Annotated in this window: 25 protein-coding genes and 2 pseudogenes; 16 read left to right on the top strand and 11 right to left on the bottom strand. The window is 73.0% G+C overall.

Translation table 11 applies throughout. The annotated features are described in order from the left end of the window. Positions 1-73 precede the first annotated feature (73 nt). Together MCM47_RS18515 and MCM47_RS18510 are read left to right on the top strand one after the other, a co-directional pair. Positions 74-376, top strand: a complete 303-nt coding sequence (locus tag MCM47_RS18515) for a co-chaperone GroES (protein WP_238863023.1) — start codon at positions 74-76, stop codon at positions 374-376. Between the two features lie 183 nt (positions 377-559). Beyond that, complete coding sequence (locus MCM47_RS18510; protein ID WP_238862758.1) at positions 560-1735, top strand: winged helix DNA-binding domain-containing protein; 1176 nt, start codon at positions 560-562, stop codon at positions 1733-1735. Positions 1736-1783: 48 nt separating this feature from the next. Here MCM47_RS18510 and MCM47_RS18505 read toward each other — a convergent pair whose 3' ends face one another. Then, the gene (locus MCM47_RS18505) at positions 1784-4159 is read right to left on the bottom strand and encodes a transglycosylase domain-containing protein (protein ID WP_255752454.1); all 2376 of its coding nucleotides are present in this window, start codon (positions 4157-4159) and stop codon (positions 1784-1786) included. A 228-nt stretch (positions 4160-4387) separates the two neighbouring features. Here MCM47_RS18505 and MCM47_RS18500 point away from each other — a divergent pair, with 228 nt between their 5' ends. The 5 genes from MCM47_RS18500 (at position 4388) to MCM47_RS18480 (ending at position 9922) form a co-directional block, all read left to right on the top strand. Further along, complete coding sequence (locus MCM47_RS18500) at positions 4388-5266, top strand: ABC-2 family transporter protein (RefSeq protein WP_238862757.1); 879 nt, start codon at positions 4388-4390, stop codon at positions 5264-5266. A 133-nt stretch (positions 5267-5399) separates the two neighbouring features. Beyond that, entirely contained in the window at positions 5400-6254 is an 855-nt protein-coding gene (locus MCM47_RS18495; protein WP_374209173.1) for an ABC transporter permease, read from the top strand. 26 nt (positions 6255-6280) lie between these two features. Then, the gene (locus MCM47_RS18490; protein ID WP_238862756.1) at positions 6281-7240 is read left to right on the top strand and encodes an ATP-binding cassette domain-containing protein; all 960 of its coding nucleotides are present in this window, start codon (positions 6281-6283) and stop codon (positions 7238-7240) included. Between the two features lie 188 nt (positions 7241-7428). Continuing rightward, positions 7429-8724: a DUF445 domain-containing protein gene (locus MCM47_RS18485; RefSeq protein ID WP_238862755.1), complete on the top strand. Its 1296-nt coding sequence runs from the start codon at positions 7429-7431 to the stop codon at positions 8722-8724. A gap of 199 nt (positions 8725-8923) precedes the next feature. Further along, positions 8924-9922: an adenosine deaminase gene (locus MCM47_RS18480; protein ID WP_238863021.1), complete on the top strand. Its 999-nt coding sequence runs from the start codon at positions 8924-8926 to the stop codon at positions 9920-9922. 258 nt (positions 9923-10180) lie between these two features. Here MCM47_RS18480 and MCM47_RS18475 read toward each other — a convergent pair whose 3' ends face one another. Beyond that, positions 10181-10909 carry a TetR/AcrR family transcriptional regulator gene (locus tag MCM47_RS18475; protein ID WP_238862754.1) on the bottom strand — a complete coding sequence of 243 codons (729 nt, stop codon included), beginning with the start codon at positions 10907-10909 and terminating at the stop codon, positions 10181-10183. Positions 10910-11047: 138 nt separating this feature from the next. On the opposite strand from MCM47_RS18475, the gene MCM47_RS18470 reads away from it, so the two are divergent. Next, positions 11048-12541 (top strand): MFS transporter, encoded by a 1494-nt coding sequence (locus tag MCM47_RS18470; protein ID WP_238862753.1) that lies wholly within the window; start codon positions 11048-11050, stop codon positions 12539-12541. Positions 12542-12610: 69 nt separating this feature from the next. Here the strand turns inward: MCM47_RS18470 and MCM47_RS18465 are convergent, their stop codons facing one another. Then, positions 12611-12796: a DUF397 domain-containing protein gene (locus MCM47_RS18465; RefSeq protein WP_238862752.1), complete on the bottom strand. Its 186-nt coding sequence runs from the start codon at positions 12794-12796 to the stop codon at positions 12611-12613. 3 nt (positions 12797-12799) lie between these two features. Further along, positions 12800-13657 carry a DUF5753 domain-containing protein gene (locus tag MCM47_RS18460; RefSeq protein WP_238862751.1) on the bottom strand — a complete coding sequence of 286 codons (858 nt, stop codon included), beginning with the start codon at positions 13655-13657 and terminating at the stop codon, positions 12800-12802. 239 nt (positions 13658-13896) lie between these two features. Between MCM47_RS18460 and MCM47_RS18455 the strand changes: the two genes are divergently transcribed. Beyond that, positions 13897-14274: an ATP-binding protein gene (locus MCM47_RS18455; protein WP_238862750.1), complete on the top strand. Its 378-nt coding sequence runs from the start codon at positions 13897-13899 to the stop codon at positions 14272-14274. Continuing rightward, positions 14271-14426, top strand: coding sequence for a hypothetical protein (locus MCM47_RS18450; protein WP_238862749.1), 156 nt, complete (start codon positions 14271-14273; stop codon positions 14424-14426). The genes MCM47_RS18455 and MCM47_RS18450 overlap by 4 nt, the downstream gene beginning before the upstream one ends. A 21-nt stretch (positions 14427-14447) precedes the next feature. Here MCM47_RS18450 and MCM47_RS43300 read toward each other — a convergent pair. Together MCM47_RS43300 and MCM47_RS43295 are read right to left on the bottom strand one after the other, a co-directional pair. Continuing rightward, positions 14448-15122: pseudogene (locus MCM47_RS43300) on the bottom strand (cellulose-binding protein); the annotation flags it as partial. A 114-nt stretch (positions 15123-15236) separates the two neighbouring features. Beyond that, positions 15237-16013, bottom strand: a pseudogene (locus tag MCM47_RS43295) (serine/threonine-protein kinase); the annotation flags it as partial. Between the two features lie 139 nt (positions 16014-16152). Between MCM47_RS43295 and MCM47_RS18440 the strand changes: the two are divergent. Next, a complete protein-coding gene (locus tag MCM47_RS18440) occupies positions 16153-16752 on the top strand; it encodes a hypothetical protein (protein ID WP_238862747.1) in 600 nt (199 codons plus the stop codon). A gap of 59 nt (positions 16753-16811) precedes the next feature. On the opposite strand, the gene MCM47_RS18435 is transcribed toward MCM47_RS18440, so the two are convergent. The 3 genes from MCM47_RS18435 to MCM47_RS18425 form a co-directional block, all read right to left on the bottom strand. Continuing rightward, on the bottom strand, positions 16812-17582 hold the full coding sequence (locus MCM47_RS18435; protein ID WP_238862746.1) for a CDP-alcohol phosphatidyltransferase family protein: 771 nt from the start codon (positions 17580-17582) through the stop codon (positions 16812-16814). A 129-nt stretch (positions 17583-17711) separates the two neighbouring features. Next, on the bottom strand, positions 17712-18410 hold the full coding sequence (locus tag MCM47_RS18430) for a YidC/Oxa1 family membrane protein insertase (RefSeq protein ID WP_238862745.1): 699 nt from the start codon (positions 18408-18410) through the stop codon (positions 17712-17714). A 129-nt stretch (positions 18411-18539) separates the two neighbouring features. Beyond that, positions 18540-18833 (bottom strand): DUF6412 domain-containing protein, encoded by a 294-nt coding sequence (locus MCM47_RS18425; protein WP_238862744.1) that lies wholly within the window; start codon positions 18831-18833, stop codon positions 18540-18542. 211 nt (positions 18834-19044) lie between these two features. Here MCM47_RS18425 and MCM47_RS18420 point away from each other — a divergent pair, with 211 nt between their 5' ends. Both MCM47_RS18420 and MCM47_RS18415 read left to right on the top strand, forming a co-directional pair. Further along, positions 19045-19329, top strand: coding sequence for a type II toxin-antitoxin system Phd/YefM family antitoxin (locus MCM47_RS18420; protein WP_238862743.1), 285 nt, complete (start codon positions 19045-19047; stop codon positions 19327-19329). Then, on the top strand, positions 19322-19744 hold the full coding sequence (locus MCM47_RS18415) for a type II toxin-antitoxin system VapC family toxin (protein ID WP_238862742.1): 423 nt from the start codon (positions 19322-19324) through the stop codon (positions 19742-19744). Before MCM47_RS18420 ends, MCM47_RS18415 begins: the two co-directional genes overlap by 8 nt. An 84-nt stretch (positions 19745-19828) precedes the next feature. Here the strand turns inward: MCM47_RS18415 and MCM47_RS18410 are convergent, their stop codons facing one another. Beyond that, positions 19829-20920: a Gfo/Idh/MocA family oxidoreductase gene (locus tag MCM47_RS18410; RefSeq protein WP_238862741.1), complete on the bottom strand. Its 1092-nt coding sequence runs from the start codon at positions 20918-20920 to the stop codon at positions 19829-19831. Positions 20921-21088: 168 nt separating this feature from the next. Next, the gene (locus tag MCM47_RS18405; protein ID WP_238862740.1) at positions 21089-22219 is read right to left on the bottom strand and encodes a lytic polysaccharide monooxygenase; all 1131 of its coding nucleotides are present in this window, start codon (positions 22217-22219) and stop codon (positions 21089-21091) included. Positions 22220-22599: 380 nt separating this feature from the next. Here MCM47_RS18405 and MCM47_RS18400 point away from each other — a divergent pair, with 380 nt between their 5' ends. From MCM47_RS18400 to MCM47_RS18390, 3 genes are all read left to right on the top strand, one after another. Further along, on the top strand, positions 22600-23379 hold the full coding sequence (locus tag MCM47_RS18400; RefSeq protein ID WP_238862739.1) for an HAD-IIA family hydrolase: 780 nt from the start codon (positions 22600-22602) through the stop codon (positions 23377-23379). A 111-nt stretch (positions 23380-23490) separates the two neighbouring features. Beyond that, positions 23491-24858, top strand: a complete 1368-nt coding sequence (locus MCM47_RS18395) for a low temperature requirement protein A (RefSeq protein ID WP_238862738.1) — start codon at positions 23491-23493, stop codon at positions 24856-24858. A gap of 120 nt (positions 24859-24978) precedes the next feature. Next, positions 24979-25707 (top strand): uracil-DNA glycosylase, encoded by a 729-nt coding sequence (locus tag MCM47_RS18390; protein ID WP_238862737.1) that lies wholly within the window; start codon positions 24979-24981, stop codon positions 25705-25707. The last annotated feature ends 43 nt before the right edge of the window (positions 25708-25750 follow it).

Raw genomic sequence — 25750 nt, 5'->3', positions numbered from 1 at the left:
GACCCCGCAGAGCGCCCCGCACGTGTCCGACTCGCCGCGTCACGACCGGCTGGGCGAGAAGCTGCCGATCAAGATGCTGCACGACCGCGTCCTGGTGAGGACCGAGGGCGGCGAGGGCGAGCGCCGCTCCACCGGCGGCATCCTCATTCCGGCCACCGCCGAGCTGTCCAAGCGCTGCGCCTGGGCGGAGGCCGTCGCGGTCGGCCAGAGCGTGCGCTCGGTGGAGCCGGGCGACCGCGTGCTGTACGACCCGGAGGACAAGCTGGAGGTCGAGGTCCGCGGTGCCACCTACGTGCTGCTGCGCGAGCGTGACCTGCATGCCGTGGCCGCGATGCGCTTCGGTGACACGGAGGGCTCGACCGGCCTGTATCTCTGACCGGGGCACGGGGGCACGGGGCACCGGGGCTTCCGGGGTCCTCGGGGCTTCCGGGCCTGCGGGGCCTGCGGGTCCTGCGGGGCCTTCGGGGTCGGCGGCCGCCGACCCCGAAGGCCGCCCCGGCCGGTGATGGGTGTGGGCGTCGTCGGTGGCGGTGTCGGTGGCGGGCGCTAGGGTCCGGCCATGAGCAGCGGTCCGATTCCGATCAGTGACGAGCAGCGCCGTGCCCGGCTGGGCCGGCGGCACCTGTTGGCGCCCGGCGGGCGGGCGGCCCGGGTCGAGCAGGTGGCGGACGCGGTGGTGGGCCTGCACGCCACCGACGCGGCGACGGTGTACCTGTCGGCCTGTGCCCGGCTGGCGGAGCCGTCGGCGGCGGAGGTCGAGCGGGCGCTCTACGACGACGTCACGCTGGTGAAGCTGCTGTCGATGCGGCGGACGCTCTTCGCGGTCACCGAGGAGTTCGCGCCCTACGTGAGCGCGTCGACGGCGCGGGCGATCGCCGTCAAGGAGCGGGCGACGCTGCTGAAGCACCTGCGCGAGTTCGCCGAGGGCTGGGACGAGGCCCGGCTGGCCGAGACGGAGCGGGCGGTGCTGGCCGCGCTGGAGCGGCGCGGGGAGGCGACCACGAGCGAACTCGGTGCGGACGTGCCGGCCCTGCGCGAGACCATGCTGATGTCGGCCGGCAAGCCGTACGAGGCGAAGCAGAGCGTGGGCAGCAGGCTGCTGCGGTTGCTGGCCTCGGACGGGCACGTGCGGCGGTGCCGTCCGCGCGGGTCCTGGCTGAGCAGCAGCTACCCCTGGGCGCCGGTGGCGCAGTGGCCGGACGTGCCGGTGCGGGAGGCGAAGGCCGAGGTGGTGCGGCGCTGGCTGGCGGCGTACGGACCGGCCACGGTCGAGGACGTGAAGTGGTGGACCGGCTGGACGCTGGGCGACACCCGCAAGGCGCTGGCCGACGTGGGCGCGGTGGACGTGGCGCTGGCGGGCGGCGGGGCGGGGCTGGTGCTGCCGTCGGACACCGAGCCGGTGCCGGAGCCCGAGCCGTGGGCGGCGCTGCTGCCGGGGCTGGACCCGACGGTGATGGGCTGGCGCGGCCGGGACTGGTACCTGCGGCCGGAGGACGTGCCGGCGCTGTTCGACCGGGCCGGGAACGCGGGGCCGACGGTGTGGTGGTGCGGCCGGGTGGTGGGCGGCTGGGCGCAGCGCCCCGACGGCGAGGTGGTGTGGCGGTTCTTCTCGGACGTCGGGGCGCAGGCCGGGGCGGCGGTCGCGGCGGAGGCGGCGCGGCTGGCCGGCTGGCTGGGGGAGGTGCGGGTGACGCCGCGCTTCCGGACGCCGCTGGAGCGGGAGCTGTCGGCGTAGGGCGGGTCCGGCTGCGCCCGCCGGGCCCCGCCGCGCCCGCGGCCGCGGCTACCGGGCCGGTGGCGGGGTGGCCACTCCGGTGGGCTGGGGCGGCGTGGTCGCGGTCGGCGGCGCCGTCGGCCGGGTGGGCGTGGGTCGACCGGTGGGGGTGGGTGGCTGTGGCGGTGCGGAGGGTTGCTCCGGGGCGGGGGTGAAGCTCGGCGGCGTCGGGGCGGTGGTGGGCTGCTGGGGTTCGGCGGGCCTGCTGCTGGGCTCCGGGCGCGGGGCGGTGGGGGCCGGCTGGGTGGGCGCCGGGGCGCTGGGGGCGGGCGCGGTGGCGGTCGCCGTGGCCGTCGCCGTGGTGGTCGGGGTCGCGGTGGGCGAGGGGGCGGTGGTGGCGGTCGGGGTCTCCGCCCGGTTGTTGCCGCGGCTGGGTTCGAGGTCGAAGTCCTGGACGTCGGTGCCGTCGAGCGCCTCGCTCATGTAGGCGGTCCAGATCCGGGTGGGGAAGGTGCCGCCGTTGATCCGGGTGAAGCCGGCGGTGCCGGAGAGCGGCTCCTTGGCGTGGGTCTTCGGGTGCTCCCGGAAGAGGCCGACGGTGGTGGCGAGCTCGGGGGTGAAGCCGGCGAACCAGGCCGAGAGGTTGGAGTCGGTGGTGCCGGTCTTGCCGGCGGCGGGGCGGCCCAGTTCGAGGGCGGCGGCGCCGGTGCCGCGCGGGGTGACGACGTCGCGCAGCACGTCGGTGACGGCGTCGGCGGTGCCGCGGTCGAGCGCGGTGGTGGCGACGTGGTCGGGCATCTTGGGGACGTCGATGGCGCCCCCGGGGTGGACGCGTTCGAGCTTGACGACCGACCACGGGGTGAACGCCTGGCCGTGGTTGGCGAAACCGGCGTAGGCGCCGGCCAGGTTGAGGGCGCTGGGCGTCGCGGTGCCCAGGGTCATCGAGGTGTTGGCCGGGTCCATGCCGCGGACGTTGTCGGGGATGCCGAGGCGGACGGCGGTCTCGCGGACGTGCGCGAGCCCGGCGTCGACGCCCTCCTGGGCGTAGACCGAGTTGACCGACTTGACCATGGCGTAGCGCAGGGTGATGTTGCCGTAGTCGGTGTCGTCCTCGTTGGGTGGGGCGTACGGGGTGGGGCCGCCGGTGACGGGGCGTTCGCTGGTGCCGTCGTAGCGGGTCTCGGTGGTGATCGGGCGGCCGTCGCCGCTGCTGCGGCCGGAGTCGAGGCCGGCGGCGAGGTCGAAGGGCTTGAAGGTGGAGCCGATCTGGTTGTCCTGGCGGAGCGCGTCGTTGTACGGCTGCTTGGCGTAGTCGGGGCCGCCGTAGACGGCGACGACGCGGCCGGTGGCGGGCTCGACGGAGGCGCCGGCGACGCGGACGTCGGTGTCGGTGCTGGGCCGGGCCTTGGGGTCCAGCTCGTCGGTGAGTTCCTGCTGGACGGCCTTGGCGAAGGCGTCCTGCTTGTCCTTGTCGAAGGTGGTGGTGATCCGCCAGCCGCCGGCCTTGAGGGTGGGGGTGTCGATGATGCCGGAGGTGACGAGGTAGTCGTCGGCGACGCCGACCAGGTAGCCGGCCTGGCCGCTGAGGCCCGTCGCGGGCTGGGGGTCGATCGGCTCGGGGAAGGTGGTGGTGGCGCGGTCGGAGGGGCTGAGGAAGCCGAGCTGGACCATGCCGTCGAGGGTGTAGTTCCAGCGGGCGAGGGCCTTCTCGCGGTTGGCGGGGGTGGCGGTCTTGACGTCGTAGATGCTGGGGCCCTGGAGCAGGGCGGCGAGGTAGGCGCCCTGGGGGAGGGTGAGGGCGGAGACGTCGACGCCGTAGTAGGCGTGGGCGGCGCTCTGGATGCCGTAGGCGCCACGGCCGAAGTAGCTGCTGTTGAGGTAGCCGGAGAGGATCTCGTCCTTGCCGCGCTGCTGGTCGACCTTGAGGGCGATGAAGAGCTCGCGGCCCTTGCGCTCGATGGTCTGGTCCTGGGTCAGGTAGTAGTTCTTGACGTACTGCTGGGTGATGGTGGAGCCGCCCTGCATGCCCTTGCCGGTGAGGGTGTTCCAGCCGGCCCGGATCATGCCGGACAGGTCGATCCCGCGGTTCTGGTAGAAGGTGCGGTCCTCGGCGGAGACGACGGCGTGCTGGGTGTCCAGCGGGATCTGCTCGATCGTCACGTCGGTGCGGTTGACCGCGCCGGTGCGGGCGATCTCGGTGGTGCCGTCGGCGTAGAGGTAGATGTTGTTCTGGGCGACGGCGTGGGCGTTGGCGTCGGGCACCGGGACGATGAGGTAGAGCACCGCGAAGGAGCCGACGGCGAGGAGCAGCACGGCGGTGAGCGCGCCGAGGGTGACCCGCCAGGTGGGCAGGAGCCGGCGCCAGAGCGGCTTGGCGCGGCGCGCTTCGCGGCGGGCGGCCCGTTTGGCCTGGCGCCGGGTGCGGTGGTCTGCCCTCAGTGTCATGCCGCGATTATGTGCTATTTGATCCGCGATCAGGTGTTGCGGAAACCGGATGCGCGTGGTGATCGCCGGCGGTACGGTGAAAGGTGCAAACCACATAGCGCACTCGGTTCGGGCAGCTCTGCCCGTCGGACCCGGTACCCCCCGGGTTGCGGCGGTCGGGGCTACTCCGGCGTGCGCTGGTGTTCCCGGGCGCAGCTCCGCGCCCGTATTTGTCGACAAGGAGACAATATGCTGAACGCCGTGCCGGCTGCGACGCAGCTCAGGCCCCCTCCCGATACCGGCGGCGTCGCCCGCCTCGGCCCCTCCGCCCGCCTCTACCTCGCCGTCGCCCGCGCAGGCTTCCGCCGCTTCGCCGGCTACCGCGCCGCCACCCTGGCCGGCACCGTCACCAACACCGTCTTCGGCTTCATCCTCGCCTACACCTTCCTGGCCCTCTGGCAGGCCAGGCCCGGCCTCGGCGGCTACGACACCACCCAGGCCGTCACCTACATCTGGATCAGCCAGGCCCTGCTGGCCACCGTCGCCGTCCTGGGCGGCGGCTTCCAGGACGACATCAAGGACCGCTTCCGCAGCGGTGACATCGCCATCGACCTCTACCGCCCGGTCGACTTCCAGAGCTGGTGGCTGGCCACCGACCTCGGACGGGCCTGCTTCCAGCTGCTCGCCCGCGGCATCCTGCCGACCGCGGCGGGCGCGCTCGCCTTCGACACCCGGCTGCCGCACGACCCCGCGGTCTGGGCGGTCTTCCTGCTCTCCGTCCTGCTCGCCGTGGTGGTCAGCTTCGGGCTGCGCTTCCTGGTCTCGCTCACCGGCTTCTGGATGCAGGACGCCGAGGGGATCCGCTCGGTCATGGTCGTGGTGACGATGTTCTTCTCCGGGATGCTGCTCCCGCTGGGGCTCTTCCCCGGGTGGCTCGGCGAGCTCGCCCCGCTGCTGCCCTGGGCCGCGATGATCCAGATCCCCACGGACGTCTTCCTGGAGCGGCACAGCGGCGCCGGACTGCTCGGCATCCTCGGGCTCCAGCTGCTCTGGGCGGCCCTGCTGCTCGCCGCCGGCCGGGCCGTGCAGAGGCTCGCGACCCGCAAGGTGGTGGTCCAGGGTGGCTGACACCGTCCGCTCCGAGGCGCTCGCGGCCGGGGCCCCTGCCGCGGGTGCGCCTGCCGCGGGTCCTGCCGCCGGGGCCGGCCGCGCCGGGGCCGGCCGCGCCGGGGCCGGCCCCGGCGCGGCCGGCGGTCGGCCCGTGACCGTCCCGACCGTCCCGACCGTCCCGACCGAGCCGCTGACCGCCCGGGCCCGCTGGGCGGTCGGCTCCTGGTGGCTGGTGGCGGCCATGTGGCAGCGCTCCACCATGGCCTACCGGCTCTCCTTCGCCCTGATGGCCGTGGCCAGCACGGTCGTCACCTTCCTCGACTTCGCCGTGGTCCTGCTGATGTTCCGCCACACCAGCGCCCTCGGCGGCTGGACCCTGCCCGAGCTCGGCTTCCTGTACGGCACGTCGTCCTTCGCGCTGGGCACCGCCAACCTGCTGGTGGGCACCGCCGACGCACTGGGCGAGCGGATCCGCACCGGCAGCCTGGACACCATGCTGATCCGGCCCGCCCCGGCCCTGGCCCAGCTCTGCGCCGAGCGCTTCACCCTGCGCCGGCTCGGCCGGCCCCTGCAGGGCGCGGGCGTGCTCGTCTGGTCGCTGACCGCCCTGGACGTCCACTGGACCTGGGACAAGGCCCTGCTGGTACCCGTCCTGCTGATCTGCGGCAGCGCGATCTTCGCGGCGCTCTTCGTCGGCGGCGCCACCGTGCAGTTCTGGTGGGGCGAGGCCGGCGAGCTGCAGAACTCCCTCACCTACGGCGGCGCCACCCTGCTGCAGTACCCGCCGACGATCTTCGCCAGGGAGCTGGTGGCCGGCGTGGTCTTCGGCGTCCCGCTGGCGTTCGTCAACTGGCTCCCCGCGCTGCGCATCCTCGACCGGCCCGACCCGCTCGGCCTGCCCGCCGCGTTCCAGTACGCCTCTCCCGTCGCCGCCGTGCTCTGCTGCGCCGCGGCCGGCCTGGCCTGGCGCGCGGGCCTGCGCGCGTACCGCGGCACCGGCAGCTGACCCACCCCGAACAACGGAGAACTCCCATGACCCTGATCGAACTCGACGACGTCCGACGCACCTTCACCGTCCGCACCAGGGCCGGCCGGTTCCGGCGCGAGAAGCGCGAGGTCCGCGCGGTGGACGGCCTGAGCTTCACGGTGGCGGCTGGCGAGTGCGTCGGCTACATCGGCCCGAACGGCGCTGGCAAGTCCACCACCGTCAAGATGCTGACCGGCATCCTGGTGCCCAGCGGCGGCCGGCTGCGCGTCGCCGGCATCGATCCCGCCCGCGAGCGCGTCGCGCTGGCCCGCCGGATCGGCGTCGTCTTCGGGCAGCGCACCACGCTCTGGTGGGACCTCCCGCTGCGCGACTCCTACGAACTCGCCCGCCGCCTCTACCGCATCCCCGACCACCGATATCGCGCCAACCTCGAACGCTGCGTCGAACTCCTCGACCTCGGCGGGCTGCTGGACACCCCCGTCCGCCAGCTCTCGCTCGGCCAGCGGATGCGCGGCGACCTCGCCGCGGCGCTGCTGCACGACCCGCAGGTGCTCTACCTGGACGAGCCGACGATCGGGCTCGACGTGGTGAGCAAGGGGCGGGTGCGCGAGTTCCTGCGCGAGGTCAACCGCGACCAGGGCACCACCGTCCTGCTCACCACCCACGACCTCACCGACATCGAGCAGCTCTGCGGCCGGGTGATGGTGATCGACCACGGCCGGGTCGTCTACGACGGCGGCCTGGAGGGCCTGCACGCCGCGGCCGACAGCGAGCGGACCCTGGTCGTCGACCTCGCCGAGGCCCGTTCGCCGATCGAGGTGGAGGGGGCCCGGGTGGTGAAGGTCGAGGGCCCGCGGCAGTGGCTCGCCTTCCCGGCCCAGCAGAGCGCCGCCCCGATCGTCGCCGCGGTCGCGGACCGCTACCCGCTGGTCGACCTCTCGGTCCGCGAGCCGGCGATCGAGGACGTGATCGCCCGGATGTATGCGGAGGTCGCGATCGGCTGACGGCGCCGGGGCGCCGGGGCGCCGGCGGCGGGGCCCGGTCGAGCGAGCCCCGCTGCCCTGGGCCCCGCTGCCCCGGGCCCCGCCGCTCCGCCCGGTGGAGCGCTCGCCGGTGCCCGTGTGGTGCGCACCCGGCGCGAGTTCGCGGGGCGCGCCCTCCGCTCGCGCCGGTCACCGGGCAGACTGGCGGGGTGAGCGACGAAGCCTTCAGCGGGACCGGCCCCGGGGTGCGGTTCACCGCTGCCGACGAGGAGAAGAGACGCGGCGTCCGCCGGATGAAGACCATCGCGACCGGCCTGCTGGCCTTCGCGACCCTGGTCTTCGCCCTGGCCACCTGGGCGAAGTCGGCCGGCGCCGGCGCCTGGGCCGGCTACGTGGCCGCCGCGGCCGAGGCGGGCATGGTCGGCGCCCTGGCCGACTGGTTCGCCGTGACGGCGCTGTTCCGGCGCCCCTTCGGACTGCCGATCCCGCACACCGCGATCATCCCGACCAAGAAGGACGCCTTCGGCCGCTCGCTCGGCGACTTCGTCGGCGACAACTTCCTCTCCGGCCAGGTGGTCCGCAGCCGGCTGGGCGCGCTCGGGATCGGCCGGCGGCTCGGGGAGTGGCTGGCGGCGCCCGGCAGCGCCGAGCGCGTCACCAAGGAGGCCTCGGCGGCCCTGCGCGGCGTACTCGCGGTGCTGCGGGACGACGACGTCAAGGCGGTGGTCGGCGAGGCGGTCACCCGGCGGGCCGCCGCCACCTCGGTCGCCGAGCCGGCCGGCCGGATGCTGGCCAAGGTGGTCGCCGACGGCGGGCACCACGGCGTGGTCGACCTGGTCGCGGTCCGGGCGCACGGCTGGCTGAGCGCGAACCACGAGGAGGTGGTCCAGCGGGTCAGCCAGAAGACCCCGGGCTGGACCCCGAAGTTCATCGACCACCAGGTGGGCGAGCGGGTCTACAAGGAGCTGATGCGGTTCGTCACCGACATCCGCGACGACCCCGACCACCCGGCCCGGGGCGCGATCGACAACTTCCTCGCCGACTTCGCCACCGAGCTGCAGACCGACCCGGAGACCATCGCCCGGGTCGAGCGGGCCAAGGTCGAACTGCTGGCCCGCCCCGAGGTCCAGGACCTCATCGCCTCCACCTGGGCCGCGGTCCGCACGCTGGTGCTGAACGCCGCCGAGGACGAGGAGAGCGAACTGCGCCGGCGCATCCGCACCGGCGTGCGCGACTTCGGTGCGCGCCTGGCGACGGACCGCAAGCTCCAGGCCAAGGTGGACGGCTGGCTCCAGGACGCCGCCCAGTACCTGGTCGACACCTACCGGGCGGAGATCACTTCGCTGATCTCCGAGACGGTGGCAGGCTGGGACGCGGACGACGCCTCGCGCAAGATCGAGGCCAACGTCGGCCGTGACCTGCAGTTCATCCGGATCAACGGGACCGTGGTCGGCGCGCTGGCCGGTCTGATCATCCACACCGTGGCGGTGGCGTTGGGCGGGTGAGCGCTGCTTATCCTTGCGACCACTGCTCGATACGCGCGTAGATGTCGTCGGCGCCCACCCGGCGCCACGAGGACGTCGCGCGTTCCCACGCGGAACACCAGAGAAGAAGGGCACCACCGTGGTCCAGCCGGACGGAAGTCGGATCGGAACCGCCAGCAACCTCAGTGCCGACCGGGGCATCGAGGCGTTCATCGCCGGGATGCCCAAGGCGGAGCTGCACGTCCACCACGTCGGATCGGCCTCGCCGCGCGTGGTCGCCGAGCTGGCGGCCCGCCACCGCGGCCAGTCGAAGGTGCCGGTCGACCCGGCGGCCCTCGCCGAGTACTTCACCTTCACCGACTTCGCGCACTTCATCGAGGTCTACCTCAGCGTGGTCGACCTGATCCGCGACGCCGAGGACGTCCGGGCGCTCACCTACGGGGTCGCCGAGGACATGGCCCGGCAGAACATCCGCTACGCCGAGCTGACCGTCACCCCGTACTCCTCGGTCAGCCGCGGCATCCCCGACGTCGCCTTCATGGAGGCGATCGAGGACGCCCGGGTGCGCGCCGAGAAGGAACTCGGCGTCGTCCTCCGCTGGTGCTTCGACATCCCCGGCGAGGCCGGCCTGGCGGCCGCCGAGGAGACCGCCCGCCTGGCCGTCGACCTGGCCCCCGAGGGCCTGGTCAGCTTCGGCCTCGGCGGCCCGGAGATCGGGGTGCCGCGTCCGCAGTTCAAGCCCTACTTCGACCGGGCGCGCGCGATCGGCCTGCGCAGCGTCCCGCACGCCGGCGAGACCACCGGCCCGGAGACCGTCTGGGACGCCCTGCGGGTGCTCGGCGCCGAGCGCATCGGCCACGGCACGCAGGCGGTGAAGGACCCGGCACTGCTGGACCACCTCGGTGAGCACCGGATCGCGCTGGAGGTCTGCCCGACCTCGAACATCGCCACCAGGGCGGTGGAGCGGATCGAGGACCACCCGATCCGGCAGATGGTCGACGCCGGGCTGCTGGTCACCGTCAACAGCGACGACCCGCCGATGTTCGGCACCGACCTCAACACCGAGTACGCGGTGGCGGCGCGGCTGCTCGAACTGGACGAAGCCGGGGTCGCGGCGCTGGCGAAGAACGCCGTCGAGGCGTCCTTCCTCGACCAGGCCGGCAAGGCCCGGCTCACCGGCGAGATCGACACCTACCTCGCCGGGTGGAACCGCGGCTGATCCCACCCCCGCCGTACCGGCCCGCTGCCGGTGACCGCCCCCGCCGGACCTTTGCCGGCGGGGGCGGTTCGGTTGGTTCGGTTCGGTGGGGGAGCGGCCCTGGCGGGGGCCGGGCGGTCGGTCAGGCGAGGAAGCCGTCGAGCGCTGGAGCCGTCGCTCGCCGAATGCGCCGTCGCCTGAGGGCGCGGGCATCGCAGTCGCGCAGGAAGTCGGAGTGGCCGACTTCCTGCGCGGTCGGTGCTGGCGGGCGTCGGCGCGTCACTGCGGCAGGCGCAGGGCGAGGCCGTCGAGGACGACCTCCAGGCCGTAGTGGAACTTGCTGTCGCGGATCGCGACGGGATCGACCGCGGCGACCTTCGAGGACGCGGCGTAGGACTCCGTGAGGTGGTCGTATCCGGCGGCGACCTCCCGGGCGGCGGGCATCAGGCGGCTGATGAACTCCGCCTCGCTCTCGCCCGAGCGGGCGACGGTGTTGAGCCAGGCCGCCTCGGTGGTGCTCATGCCGATCACGTACGTCATGACGGTGTCGATCGCCCGGTTCGGCTCGGGGAAGCCGAAGGACGTGAAGAGGGCGGCGAGCCGGTCCGAGAAGGACATCAGGTTGGGGCCGAGATAGGCGAGGCCCGCCGTGCCCAGGACCGAGGCCAGCCAGGGGTGCCGGAGCGTGGTGGTGCGGAAGGACCGGGCGGCCTCGGTGGTGGCGGCGCGCCAGTCGGGGCTGTCGGCGGGCGGGAGGACGATCTCGGCGAAGACCTCGTCGACGGCCAGCTCCATCAGCTCGTCCTTGGTGGCGACGTGCCGGTAGAGCGAGGTGGCGCCGGCGTTGAGGCGGGCGCCGAGCTTGCGCATCGAGAGCGCCTCGATGCCGTCCGCGTCCAGCATCGCGATCGCCTCGCGGACGATCGCGGCCCGGCTGAGGGAGGGCTGCTCGGGCTCGCGCTGCTCACGCGCCCATACCGACGGGATCGGGTTCGTCTTGGCGGCCATGGGCACTCCCTCGTCGCTAACCAGTCGCGTACACCGTTCGCATCGAGCGTACAGGAATCGGGATTGCGCACACTGTTCCTATCTGCGTACAGTGTGCGCATCGACGGAACGCCGTACGCACCTCGGAGGGGAACACCCATGGAAGCCCGCAATCCACGACGCTGGTGGATCCTGGTCGTGCTGTGCCTCAGCTCGATGGTCCTGGTGATCGACAGCATGGCGCTGACGGTGGCGGTGCCGTCGATGACCGCGGACCTGAAGGCGAGCGCGCAGGACACGCAGTGGATCCTCGACTCCTACGTCCTGGTGTTCGCCGGGCTGCTGCTGACCTCGGGAAGCCTCGGTGACCGGTTCGGCCGGCGGAGGGTCATGATCGTCGGCCTGCTGTTGTTCGGGGCCGCGTCGCTGGCTGCGACGTACTGCACCGGCCCGGGCGAGGTCGTCGCCTCCCGGGTGGCGATGGGCATCGGCGGCGCGCTGATCATGCCGTCCACGCTGTCGATCCTCATCACCGTCTTCGAGGAGGACGAGCGCGGCAGGGCGATGGCGGCCTGGGGTTCGGTGTCGATGCTCGGCCTGGTGGGCAGCCCGGTGCTGGGTGGTGTGCTGATCGACCACTTCTCCTGGCACTCGATCTTCTTCATCAACGTGCCGGTCGTGGTGCTGGCGATCGTGGCGGCGCTCGTCCTGATGCCGGAGTCCAAGGGGCCGTGGCAGAAGCCGGACCCGCTGGGTGCGGTGCTGTCGGCGGTCGGGATGACCTCGCTGGTGTGGTGGATCATCGAGATTCCGAAGCACGGCGCGTTCGAGGGCCGGTCGCCGGTCACCCTCGCGGTCGCGGTCGTGGCGCTGGTCGGGTTCGTGGTCTGGGAGAACGTGACGGCCGAGCCGATGGTGCCGCTGGCCCTCTTCAAGAAGCGCAACTTCAGTGGCGGGTCGCTGTCGCTGACCCTGGTGCAGATCGGGAACGGCGGTCTGCTGCTGGTCCTGACCCAGTACCTGCAGTTCGTGCTGGACTACTCGCCGGTCAAGGCGGGCCTGGCCTTCGTGCCGCTGGCGGTGGCCGCGCTGATCGGTAACGGTGCGGGGGCGGGTCTGACGGCGAAGATCGGCAACCGGCCGCTGGTGCTGGCCGGCATGGCGCTGATGGCAGGTGCGTTCGCGCTGCTGACCACGGTGGACGCGGAGACCGCGTTCGTGGTCCCGGCGGTGGCGCTCGGTCTGCTGGGGCTCGGTGCGGGGCTGGCGATGCCGGCTGCGATCGGTGCGCTGATGGGGGAGATCCCGGCGGAGAGGGCGGGTGTGGGGTCGGCGCTCAACGACACGATCCAGCAGGCGGGGACGGCGCTGGGCATCGCGATCCTGGGCTCGCTGCTGGCGAGCGGGTATGCAGACGAGATGCCGGCGGGGGCGTCGGAGCAGGCCAAGCAGTCGATCGTGGGGGCGATCGCGGAGGCGAAGGGGGATGCGGGTCTGGTGCATGCGGCCCGGGAGGCGTTCACCTCGGCGATGAGCACCACGTTCACGGTGGGCGCGGTGGGTGTCCTCGCGGCGGCGCTGCTGGCGGCCGTGGTGATGCGGGACAAGAAGAAGGAAGAGCTGCCCACGGAGGAACCCCAACTCGCCGCGTGAGGAAGAGCGGTGAACGGAGAAGGCCGGCACCCCGGAAGGGGCGCCGGCCTTCCGGCGTCGGTGGCGCGGTCAGACGTCGAATTCGCCGTTGCGGATCCCGGCGAGGAGATCGCGCCATTCGGCAGTGGTCAACGTGGCGACGGCATCGGGCTGGAGGCTGCTGCGGAGATGGACGGCGTCGGCGGTGACGGCGACCTCGGGGCAGTTGTTGGCATTGGCGCAGGCTGCCGGGCGTATCCAGGCCAGTTGCTCCATCGGCTACAGCTCCTTCTTGATTTTCGAGATCAGGTCACGAGTGCCGTCAACCGAGAGCGCTCGGTCGGTCATCTGCTCTATGAGGCCGCGGTACTTCTGCAGATGGTCCGTCGAGTGAAGGAAGGTGGGGCCATCGATGGTGTCGTACTGAACGGAGTCGAGGCGGGGCACGGGGCCGTTCATGTAGATGATCGCTTGGCCCGATCCCTTGAATCCACCTGATTCGAAGCTGACCACGCGGAGTGTCACGTGCGGGCGATGGGAGAGCTCCAGCATCCAATCCAATTGCTCACGCGCCACCTCGCGGCCGCCGAACTGCATGCGAAGTGCGGCCTCGTGCACGATGGCCGTGTACGGTGCTGCACCTTCGGCCATCAGTGTCTCGGATCGCCGCAGTCGATTCTCCACCCGCGTCTCCACAACCCGGGGGCTCAGAGGGACTTGAGCATCGCGGAAGATCGCCCTGCTGTACCGCTCGGTCTGCATGGGGCCTGGTGGGTGACAGATCTGATAGGACTGCTGGCCGGTCGCGTGGAATTCCATCTCGCAGATGTCGAGGAACCCCGGCGGCACCGCTCCGCGGTATTCCTCCCACCATCCCTTGGTTCTGTCCCCGGCCATCGCGGCCAGGGCTTCGACGTAGTCCGAATCCGGCTCGCCGTACTTGCGGGCGAGGGCGGCCACTCGCTCAGGGGTCACCGAGTAGGTCCCCTGTTCGATGAGGGTGATCTTCGTTCGGGCTACTCCGAGGACGGTTGCCGCATCCGCAGCGGTTGTGCCGGCGGCATCGCGCATCTTCCGTAGCTCGATGCCAACCCGCTGCTTTCGTGCACTTGGCGTAGGTGGCATGTGCTCAAGCATCCACCGCAACGCTATTGAGAGTCCAGTTGCGATTAGGGGTACATGTACCGCATCGGCTGGTACATGTACCCCTGTATGCCTTACAGTCGGTGATGCCACCGTCACCGGACGGCATGTCAGTAATGCTTTCCCAAATGGCAGTTGATACCTCATGCCTGGCACCGCAGAGCCTCCGTCAGGACTTGCTCACGGTGACATCCGTTCCGGCGCACCTTCTCCGCATCGCAGGGAGATCTCCCGTGTGTAACCGCAACCTCGCTCCCCTCAACTCCCCCTCCCTCGCCGTCGCCCGCGAGGCCCTCCGCTCGGCCATGGACCGCTCCGGCTGGCACCCCGACCTCATCGCGGACGCCGAACTCGCCCTCGCCGAACTGATCGTCAACGCCTGGCGACACGGCCGGACGACCTCCCCCGTCGTCCTCTTCCTCATCCTCGACGGCACGCTCCGCGTCTCCGTCTGCGACGACAGCTCTGACCTTCCCCAGCCCTGCGAGCCGTCCCGCCACTCCGAGTGCGGCCGAGGCCTCCAGCTGATCCAGGGCCTCACCCACCGCTGGGGTGCCGAACCCCAGAAGCGCGGCAAGACCGTCTGGTTCGAACTGGACGCCGCCGCGTGAACTCCGCCCCCACCCCGCCGAACGGTCTCCCCGTGCTCGGACTCCTGATCCTGATCCTGCTCTCCGCCGTCCTCGGCGGCGTCTGCGAGGCGCGGGCCGCATCCCTCCGGCCGCGCGACGCCGAAACCAACGCGCAGCCGAAGGGCTCCTGACCGGCCCCTGCCTACCCGGCGCTAGCGCTGCTGTTGTTGCGGGGGAAGCTCCGCAGCGGCCACGGCTGCGCCGGTCAGCGTCGCCAGCATCTCGCGGACGTTGTTCAGCTGGGCGTTGAGGCTGTCGCGGCGGTTGGTCAGAGCCGCCAGCTCGCGCTCGGATTCGCTGCGGATCCGGTCGGCCTTGGCGTTGGCGTCGGCCACGATGTCCTCGGACTGGCGCTGGGCCGTCTCGACGGTCTGGCGGGCCCGGCGCTCGGCGTCGGTGCGCAGCTTCTCGGCCTCCAGGCGCAGCTGCTCGGCCCGGTGCTCGATCTCGGCCAGGCGTTTCTCGGCCTTGGCCTGACGGGCGGCCAGGTCGCGCTCTGACTGCTCCCGGCGCTTGGCCAGGTTGGTCTCGAACTCCAACGCGGCCTGGGCGGCCTTGGTGCGGGTCAGCTCGAACAGATCGTCCGCCTCCCCGCGCTTGTTCTGGGCATCGAGGTTGGCCTTGGCGCGCAGCTGGGCGCTCTCGTTCTTGGCCTCCTCCAGGACTACCCGGACCTCCTCCTCGGCACTGGCTCGCAGACCGGCGATGTAGCGCTCGGACTGCTCCCGGCGCTTGGCAAGGTTGGTCTCGAACTCGGCGGCCGCCTGGGCGGCCTTCGCCCGGGTCTCCTCGAAGAGCGCGTCCGCCTCGTCCCGCCGGCTCCGCACGTACACGTCGTCGCTGATCGAGGTGTCGCGCACCGTCGGCGTGTACGCGGGCGCCGGATTGGCCAGCGACCACGCGGCCGCGCGCAGGCGAACGGCGACCTGGTCGGCGCCGGACGGCCGCTGGGCCGGGTCCTTCGCCAGCAACTCCAGGACGAGCCGGTCGACCTCCGCCGGGATCGCGTCCCGGAACTCGCTCGGCGGCGCAGGGGCGACCGTGCCGTGCAGCCGCATCAACTCGAAGACACCACCACGGAAGGGGGGCCGGCCGGTGCACAGCTCGTACAGCAGGCAGCCGAAGGCGTAGAGGTCCGAGCGGGCGTCGAGCCCCTTCCCCTCGAACCGCTCCGGCGCCATGTACGCCGGAGTCCCGATGATGGCGTGCGTGCTGGTCACGCCGTCGTCCGCGGCCTCGGTCCGGGCGATGCCGAAGTCCACGACCTTCACCGAACCGGAGGTCAGCACCATCACGTTGGCCGGCTTGATGTCTCGGTGGACCACGCCCGCCCCGTGGGCGACGGCCAGCGCGTCGGCGATCTGCGAGGCCCACGCCAGCGAACGGGCCAGCGGCGGAACCCCGCGGGCCAGGCTCTCGTTCAGCTGGGCGCCGTCGAGCAGTTCCATGACCAGGTAGAACACCGGTCGGCCCGCGCTCCGGTGCTCGCCGAAGTCGTGCACGGTGACGATGTGAGGGTGGTTGAGCGCCCCGGCCGTCGCCACCTCCCGCACGAAGCGGGCCACGTCCTTGGCCGTGTTCCCGCCCTGCTGCATGACCTTGACGGCGACGTGGCGCTGGATCCGGGCGTCGCGGGCCTTCCACACCACCCCGAACGCGCCTTCGCCGATCGTCTCGATCAGCTCGTACCGGTCGTCCAGGACATCGCCCGCCTGCATTCCCGCCCCCTCGCCCGCCAACCGCGCCTCGCCGTGCACAACTTACCGCTCGCGCCTGCTCGGGCAGGGTGTCCACGCGCAATCGGACCGGTGTGATCACCGGTCGGCGGGCGAGTAACCTGCATCGGTCAACGGCGCGTTGACCACCGCTCACGTCATCGACCACGGGGACCCCAGCACCATGTCCGCACCGCCGCCCTACCAGAACCACCCGCCCCAGCAGCCCTACGGCTACGCACCGCCGCCGCCCCAGCCCGCGTACGGCCAGCCGCCCGTCTACGGCCAGCAGCCGCCTCAGCCGCAGTACGCCCAGCCCCAGCCCCCGTACGGCGCCCAGCCGCCGGCCCCCCGGCCGCCGCAGCGCCCGCAACGCCGCAGCCCGCTGCAGGCCGTCCTCCCGATCGTGATCATCCTGGCCGTCTTCGGCGGCGGCGCCTGGTACGTGTGGAAGTACAACACCGACCCCAACGGCGGCAAGGCCAAGGCCGCCGCCTCGCAGTCCGCCCAGGCCGCGGAGAACAGGACGCACGACCCGAACATCGGCGAGTGCGTCAAGATCCAGGACCCGCAGGGCTCGCCGGTGCCGACCGTCGTCGACTGCAAGTCCTCCGAGGCCCAGTACAAGATGGCCGACAAGCTCTACGGCCCCGACAAGAGCTGCGGTGCCGCCTTCGACTACGGCATCAAGGTCGACCGCAGCAAGGGCGTCGACTACACGATGTGCTTCAAGAAGGTCTGACCCGGAACGCCGCTGCCCCTGGAAGCGCGCTTCCAGGGGCAGCGGGGAACCGGCAGGGCTCAGCGCAGCCGTGACGACGACAGGATCGACGCGAGGTGCGCCACCACCATCCCCCAGGTGATCACCGCGATGGCCGCGAGCGCGTACCGCGTCGGGCCGATGTCGCCGACCGCCGCGTCCGCCACCGCCGTGGCGAGCAGGACCAGCGAGGCCTCGATGCCGTTGGTCACCCGGTGGATCTTGAATATCGAGGCCAGCCGGCGCGCGGTGGCGATGCCCTGGGAGCGGGGCTGCGTCGACTCCTCGTCGGCCGGCGCCATGCCGCTGCGCGCCCGCGCGACGTCCACCAGGTCGGTCGAGGCCTTCAGCAGCACCACGCCCAGCGCGGTCGCCAGTCCGACCGAGACCCACAGCTCCGAGCCCCCGCGCGCGGCCCGCACCCCGGCCCCGATCATGAGCGCGGCATCGGCGAGGTACGCACCGAGCCGGTCGACGTACACCCCCGCGGTGCTGAACTGTCGCTTCCAACGAGCCACCTCGCCGTCGACGCAGTCGAACAGCAGGAAGCCCTGGAACAGCACGGCCGCCAGCACGGCACCCGCCAGCCCTGGGATCAGCAGCGCCGCCCCGGCGCCCACCCCGCAGACCACCATCAGCCAGGTCAGCGTGTTCGGCGACACCGAGGTGCGGACCAGCTGCCGGGTGGTCCGCAGCGAGATGCGGCGCATGTAGAGGCGGCCCGCCCAGTGCTCCCCGTTGCGGCTCTGCAGCTTCGCCTGCGGCTGGCAGACCTCCCGCAACTCGGCCAACGCCGGAGCAGCGACCACCATGACGACTTCCCTCCATCGGTCCGACCCGCGGACGACCTGAACGATCAGCACAGGCTAGACGGCAGCCCCGGACCGCCCCGCGCCAGGGAGGGTCCGGGACGGTCGGCAAGCCCGGCGGGCCGGTCGGGTTCAGACCAGGGCGACGCCGGGGACCGGTGCGGTGCCCCGGTGCAGCCACGCGCGCTCGGCTGCGGACCAGGCGGTGGTGGTGAGCAGGTAGATCCCGGCTGCCAGCGGGACGAGCGCGGCGAACAGCACGGTGCCGAACGACAGGTACGGCAGGAACGCCAGCCCCGGCTGCGGCGTCGCGGAGGCGGGCTGCGCCGCCTGTGCGCGGCGGGCCCGCCGGAACCCGACGTAGGCCACCCCGGCCAGCGCCGCGTACAGCAGGCCGAACACCACCCACTGCGCCGCGCCCTGGGCGCTGCCCACGTGCAGGCCGAGCGGGACGCCGAAGAGGGTGTGGCCCAGCAGGTCGTTCGGGGTGGTGAACAGCCGGTACATCACCGAGAAGAAGGGGATCTGCACCAGCATCGGCAGGCACCCCGCGAACGGCGAGGCCTTCTCCTCCTTGTACAGCTCGGCCAGCGCGGCCTGGAGCTTCTCCGGCCGGTCCTTGTGCTTGCGGTTCAGCTCCGAGATCTTCGGCGCGAGCCGGGCCCGCGCCTTCTCGCCGCGTGCCGCGGCCCGGGCCAGCGGGTGCAGCGCCAGCCGGACGCCGACGGTGAACAGGACGATGGCCGCTGCCGTGGGCAGGACGGTGGCGAGCGCGGCGACGACGTCGTGGGCCAGGGTGACGGCCGGGTCGAGAACTGCGAAAAGGGACATGGTGGAGCGAGCCCTCCGGGGTCTCAGCGTCTGGTGACATGAGTGATCGGCGGAGGACGGCCGCGTCGGGACGGCGCTCGGAACCCCGGAGCGGCCGGGCGGCCTGCTCGGAGGGGGAGAGAGGTGGAGCTACGCGGCCGTCGAGGCCGCTCCGGGTGCCCTGGGGCGTCGCCTGCCCCGGGCGTCCGGATCACGCTGTGGAAGGAAGGCGGTCCGGAACGCGCGCCTGCGCAGCATCCCGTTCCGTACGGCGGCCGGTGCCCGTGCTCCGAGCAGCCGGGCGACGACCAGCGCCCCCGCCACCGCTCCGGTGAGCAGCACCACGGCTGCGGCAGTCGCCACCGAGGTCAGCGTGCCGCCCTCGGCGAGCACGTCCCCGCTCAGCACGCGGAGCAGCCCGAGCAGCATCGCGACGAGTTCCACGCCCTGCTCCTCTCCTGCTCGCGGCTCGACCTGGTCCGGACGCTTCCGGACGCCTCGGAGACGCTTCCGGACGTTGACGACGATGGTACGGCCTGCCGGGTGCCCGTGGAGCGGATTCGTCGGGGTGCGATCCGCCACTCCCGGGGCGGCGGTCGGAGGGTTGCTGTCAGCGCTGTAGCCACGGGTGCTACGCGGGGCTACCTTGGAGGGTATGAAGACGATTACCCAGCGGGAGTTCCGGAACAACTCCGCCGCGGTGATGGACGCGGTGGAGGCGGGCGAGACCTTCCACATCACCAGGAACGGGGTCGAGGTCGCGGAGCTGCGACCGGTGTCGGGCCGGCGACGGCTCACGGCGGAGGAGCTGGTCGCGCGGCACGTGAAGCTGCCGCGCGTCGACTACCACCAGATGCGCAAGGAGTCCGAGGAGTACTTCGGTCCCGAGGAGCTGGTGGGGGACGACGGCGACGACCCCTTCGAGCGGCCGCGTGGCTGAGCGGCGCAGGGCGGGCCGGCGGCGGCCGGCCGGGGTCCTGGACACGTGCGTCTACATCGACCTGGCGCTGCTCAGTCCGGCGGACCTGCCCGCCGTGCCGGAGCTGACCGCGATCACCTTCGCCGAGCTGCAGCAGGGCGTCTCGATGGCGCGCGATCCGGTCAGCCGGGCGGCCCGGCTGGAGGTGCTGGGCGCGGCGATGGCCGACTTCGACCCGTTGCCCTTCGACGCGGCCGCCGCCGCGCGGTACGGGACGCTGGTGACCCTCACCATCGCCGCCGGGCGCCAGCCGCGCCCGCGGCGGATCGACCTGATGATCGCCGCCGTCGCCTCCGCCCACGGCCTGCCGCTCTACACGCGCAACGTCGCGGACTTCCGCGGCCTGGGATCGGCTGTGGAGATCATCGGGATCTGACCGCTCCGGGTCCGAGGCCCGGGGCGGCCCCCGACCGCGGTACCGGGTACCGCGGGTCGGGGGCCCGGCGCCGAGCGGCACGGGTCAGTCCAGCCGGACCGTCGTTCCGGTGGCGGCCGCGGCGCGGGCGGCCTCCAGGACGGTGAGGGTGGCTACGGCGTCCCGCGGGTCGACCGGCGGCGGGGTGCCGGGGGTGGCGAGCGCGGCGGCCACACCCGCGTAGAACGCGGGGTAGTCGCCCGGGTCGGTGCGGACCGGGACGGTGGACTCGTCGGTGCCGAGGGTGCCGTAGCGGCCGGGCTCGTCGGCGCCCCACGGGCGTCCGTCGCCCGGGCGGTGGCCGGCGCGAAGGTCGGCCTCCTGAGGGTCCATGCCGGTCTTCACGTAGCCCGCGGCGTCGCCCAGCACCCGGAGCCGGGGGCCGACCAGCGGCGCGACGGCGCTCGTCCACAGGTGCGAGCGGGTGCCGGAGGCGTGCGTGAGGGCGAGGAAGGCGTCGTCGTCGACCACCGCCCCGTCGCGGCGCACGTCGATCTCCGCGTACACCGACTCGACCGGCCCGAACAGCGCGAGCGCCTGGTCGACCAGGTGGCTGCCCAGGTCGTAGAGCGTGCCGCCGACCTCGGCCGGGTCGGCCAGCTCGCGCCAGCCCGGCTTGGGCTTCGGCCGGAACCGCTCGAACCGGGACTCGAACCGGTGCACCCGGCCGAGCGCACCCTCGCGGACCAGCCGGGCGGCGGTGAGGAAGTCGCCGTCCCAGCGGCGGTTCTGGAAGACCGTGAGCAGCACGCCCCGCTCCTCGGCCGTCCTGCAGAGCTCCAGCGCCTCGGCGGCGGTGGCGGCCAGCGGCTTGTCGACGACGGTCGCCAGCCCGGCGCGCAGTGCCGCCCGGGCGAGCGGCACGTGGGTGCGGTTGGGGGAGGCGATGACGACCAGGTCGAGCGCGTCCGGGTCGGCGAGCAGCTGCTCGGGGGTGTCGACGGCGCGGGCGTCGGGGTGCTCCCGGAGCAGCTGGGCGCGGCGGTCGGGGTTGGCGGTGACCACCGCGTCCAGCCGCAGGCCCGGGGTGGTGGCGATCAGCGGGGCGTGGAAGGCGGAGCCGGCCAGGCCGTAGCCGATCAGGCCGACCCGGAAGGGGCCGTCGTGCTGGGCGCGGGGGCGCGAGGAGGGGCTCATGCGCCCTACTCAATCACGCTGCGTCCGGTCGTCCCGGGTTTCGGAGGCGGGGTCGGGACCGCCTCCGCCCGTGGCCGGGCCGGGCCGGGCCGGGCCGGGTCGGGTCCGGCCCGGCGCCGGCCCGGGCGCGGTCTGCTGCCGTACCGGGCTCGGTGGTGGTGCCCCGGCTCAGCGGGCGTGGGCCCGGCGGCGGCGCTGCCGGTGGAGGACGGCGACGGTGGCGCCGGCGAGGAGGAAGGCGGAGCCGATAGAGGCGAGGATGCCGAGGGAGCGGTCCGAACCGGTCTGGGCGAGCTGGTCGGCGGCGGCGGTCGTCGCGGGGGCGGCGTCGGCGGTGCCGGCGGCGACCGGGGTGCCCGCGGTGCCGGTGGGGGTCGGCACCGCGGGCGCAGGGGCGGGGGCGGCCGGAGTGGCCGGGGCGGCCGGGGTGCCGGCGGAGGCGGGGACGGGGGCCGCGGTCGGGGCGGTGGCGCCGCCGGCCGGCGCGGGGGCGCTCGGTGCGGGGGCGGTCGGGCCGGGGGCGTGGCCGTGGTCGTGGCCGCCTGCCGTGGTGGGCGCGGTGGGCGTGGAGGGCGTGGCGGCTCCGGTCGGCCCGGCCGTGCCGCCGTTGCCCGTGCCGGTGGTGGTGCCGCCCGGGTTGGTGCCCGGATTGGTGCCGCTGCCGTCGAAGACGACGTCCGAGCAGGAGTAGAACGCCTCCGGGCTGTCCGAGCGCTGCCAGATGGCGTAGATCAGCTGGCGCCCGGTCTTCCCGGCGGGCACCTTGCCCGGCAGGACGTACGAGCCGTCCGCGAGCTGCGGGTCGGTGACCGTGAGGAACGGCTGCGGTTCCAGGTTCGCCCAGGTCAGCGGCTTGGTCGGGGAGTAGCTGCCGTTGGTGATGTAGAGCTGGAAGGTGCCCTTGTGCGGGGCGGTGGCGCGGTAGCGGAAAGTGAAGTCGGCGCCCGAGGTGAGGTTGGTGGCCGGCCAGTCGGCGCGCGGCAGGTCCAGGCCCCGGTAGGTGTCCGAGCCGGCGCTGCACAGCTTCCCGTCCGGGATGAGCTCCCGGTGGCGGCCGGCGGCGTCGCCGATCCGCAGGCTCATCCAGTCGTACAGCGCCGCCGTGCCGCCGGTGGCCACGGCCGCCGTGCAGGCCGCCGACTTCGGGTGCTCGGCGCCCTCCAGGTAGCAGCCCTCGACCCGGCTGAGCGGGTTCTGCATCGAGCCGTGCGCGGCGGCCGGGGCGCCGGTCAGGCCGACGGCGAGGCCGGTGGCGGTGAGGGTGAGGACGGCGGCGGAGAGACGGCGGCGCACGGGCATGGCAGGGGACTCCTCCGAGGAGCGCGGTGAGGGTGGTGCCGCTCACGCTAGACCCGCGCGGCGGCCGTACTGAGGGGTCATCAGTGCGGTTAGGGGCTGCTTAAGGAGCCTTTGAGGCAAGTGCGGTGCCGGGCGGATCCTCCGGCCCCGGAAGGCGGTTGCCCGCGCCGGTCTCCGGGCGGCGGCACGGAGAGCGGGACCTCGCTGTCGTCGGCCTGGCGTGCGGATTAGGCTGTGCCCCGTCGGGGCAGCCAGCAGTACCCCCGGCGGTCCGGTGTCCCGGGGAGGGTCCGGCCGGTGGGAGGCGCAACGGTGACGGCGGTGCGCCGAAGGTTCGTACGACCATCGCAAGACGTTGCAAGACTTCGGGAGACACGCACGTGGCAGACCGCAAGCCCATCGAGTCCTGGCTGACCGACATGGACGGGGTCCTCATCCACGAGGGCACGCCGATCCCCGGCGCGGAGGAGTTCCTGCGCCGGCTGCGGGAGTCCGGCAAGCCGTTCCTGGTGCTCACCAACAACTCGATCTACACCCCGCGCGACCTCAGCGCCCGCCTGGCCGGCATGGGCCTGGACGTGCCGGAGGAGTCCATCTGGACGTCCGCCCTGGCCACCGCGCAGTTCCTCAAGGGCCAGCGCCCGGGCGGCACCGCGTACGTGATCGGCGAGGCGGGCCTCACCACCGCGCTCTACCAGGCCGGCTACGTGCTGACCGACAACAACCCGGACTACGTCGTCCTCGGCGAGACCCGCACCTACAGCTTCGAGGCGCTCACCAAGGCGATCCGGCTGATCAACCAGGGCGCCCGGTTCATCTGCACCAACCCGGACGAGACCGGCCCGTCCACCGAGGGCGTGCTGCCGGCCACCGGTTCGGTCGCGGCGCTGATCACCAAGGCGACCGGCGTCGAGCCCTACTTCGTCGGCAAGCCCAACCCGCTGATGATGCGCGAGGCGCTCAACACGGCCGGCGCCCACTCGGAGTCCGCCGTCATGATCGGCGACCGGATGGACACCGACATCGTGGCGGGCATGGAGGCGGGCATGGAGACCATCCTGGTCCTCACCGGGCTCACGGCCGCCGCCGACGTGGAGCGTTTCCCGTACCGGCCGACCCGGGTGGTCAACTCCATCGCGGACCTGGTCGAACTGATCTAGCGTTCGTTCTGTTGTTCGGGCCCTCTCCCGGCCGTCCGGCCGGGGGAGGGCCCGCGCGCTGTGCGGGGTGAGTCCGTGCACGGTGCGTCCGTGATCGCCGAGGAGGGGCGGATGAGCACAAGGACGGGGGAGCCGGCCGGGGGGCCGGACCCGACGGGCGGGACGTCGGCCGCGACGCAGGGCGGGACGTCGGCCGCGCCGCCGGGGGCGGAGGCCGGGGCGGCCGGGGCGCCGGGGGCGGAGGGCGGCGCGGGTCCGGTCGAGGAGAAGCGCGTCACCTGGGCGGAGCTCTACTTCGACCTGGTCTTCGTCTTCGCGATCACCCAGGTCTCCGGCCTGCTGCACCACCACCACGACTGGGCCGGCGTCGCCCGGGCCCTCGTCGTGTTCGTACCCGTGTACTGGTGCTGGGTCGGCACCACCGTGCAGGCCAACATCCGGGACGTGGACACCCCGAAGGGCCGGATCGGCATCCTCGCGGTGGGCCTGGCCGGCCTCTTCATGGCACTCGCCGTGCCCGCCGCGTACGAGGGCCGGGGCCTGCTGCTCGGGGCCGGGTACTGGGCGGCCCGGGTGGTGCTGCTGCTGGTGCTGATCCGCATCCCGGGCGTCTGGCGCGGGCCGTACGGCGTGGGCGTGCTGGTCAGCGGCCCGCTGCTGCTGGCGGGCGGGCTGTTGCCGGAAGGGCCGCGGACGGTGCTCTGGGCGCTCGCGGCGGCGTGCGACCTCTCCGCCCCGCTGATCTTCCGCAGCCGGCTGGCCCGGGTGGCCTACCACCCGTCCCACATGCCGGAGCGGTTCGCGCTCTTCCTGCTGGTGGCGCTCGGCGAGTCGATCGTCGGGATCGGCGCCACGGCCGCGAACGCGCGCCTGGACGCGGTCGAACTCGCCGCGGTGGCAGCCGCATTCACCATCTCCTGCGGGCTCTGGTGGCAGTACTTCGTCTACGCGGCGGACGCCATGCGGCACGCCGTCACGGTCGCGGACTCGCGCCGCGACATGATCCGCCGGATCTTCCAGTACGGCCACCTGGCGCTGGTGGCCGCGGTGATCGCGGTGGCGGTCGGCTTCGGCGAGACGGTGGCCGACCCGCGGCAGTCGCTCGGCCCGGGCTCGGTGGCGCTGCTGTACGGGGGCTGCGGGCTGTACCTGCTGACCTTCGGCTACACCCGGTGGATGATGTTCCGCGCGGTGTCGACCACCCGGATCGTGGCGGCGGCGGTGGTGCTGGCGCTGGTCCCGGTGATGGTGCGGCGGCCGGCCATCGTGGTGCTGGCGGTCCTGGCGGTGGCGCTGGTGGTGCTGAACGTCGTCGAGCACGTCCGGGTGGAGCGGGCTGCGGCCGCGGCTGTGCCCGCGGCGGCAGGGTCCGCGGTGCCCGTGGCGGCCGGGTCCGCGCCGCCTGCGACGGCGGGTGCGACGGCAGGTGCGGGGGCGAACGACGGTTCCGCGGGGGCCGGCCGGCCCGCGGCGCAGTGAAGTGTCAGTCGGTCTGTGTAGCGTTCGGTGTGGAAAGAGGGCGTGCGGCGCAAGCGGTGCGGTGCGCCCGAGGTCGGGGCGGTGCGGCGGTGAGCGGCCGTCCGGTGGGAGGTTGATGTCGTGACGGACACGGTCGAGGCGGGCGTGGTCGAGGCTGGAGCGGGTGCCGGGCTGGAGCTGCCCGAGTCCTGGCGCGAGGTGCTGGGCGCCGAGACGGAGAAGCCGTACTTCGCCGAGCTGGCGGCCTTCGTGGCGGCCGAGCGCGCGGAGCACCAGGTGTTCCCGCCCAGCGGCCAGGAGTTCTCGGCGCTGGAGGCCACCCCGTACGAGAAGGTCCGCGTCCTCGTCCTCGGCCAGGACCCGTACCACGACGACGGTCAGGCCCACGGCATGAGCTTCTCCGTGCTGCCGGGCACCAAGACGCCGCCGTCGCTGCGCAACATCTTCAAGGAGCTGGACGCCGACCTGGGCATCCCGGCCCCCGACAACGGCTACCTGATGCACTGGGCCGAGCAGGGCGTGCTGCTGCTGAACGCGGTGCTCACGGTGCGCGCGCACGAGGCCAACTCGCACAAGGCCAAGGGCTGGGAGAAGTTCACCGACGCCGTGATCAAGGCGGTGAGCGCGCGCGAGGAGCCGGTCGTCTTCGTGCTCTGGGGCAACTACGCCAAGAAGAAGCTCCCGCTGATCGACACCGAGAAGCACGTGGTGGTCCAGGGCGCGCACCCGTCGCCGCTCTCCGCCAAGCTGTTCTTCGGCAGCCGCCCGTTCTCGCAGATCAACGACGCGCTGGCCGGCTTCGGCGTGGACCCGATCGACTGGCAGGTGCCGAACCTCAAGCAGGGCTGAGGTGGCCGGGGCGGGTCGACGCCTCGCCCACCCACCGCCGCCC

This window comes from Kitasatospora sp. A2-31, assembly GCF_022288725.1.
Classification (GTDB): Bacteria; Actinomycetota; Actinomycetes; order Streptomycetales; family Streptomycetaceae; genus Kitasatospora.
This window is presented reverse-complemented; position numbering and strand designations above follow the sequence as displayed.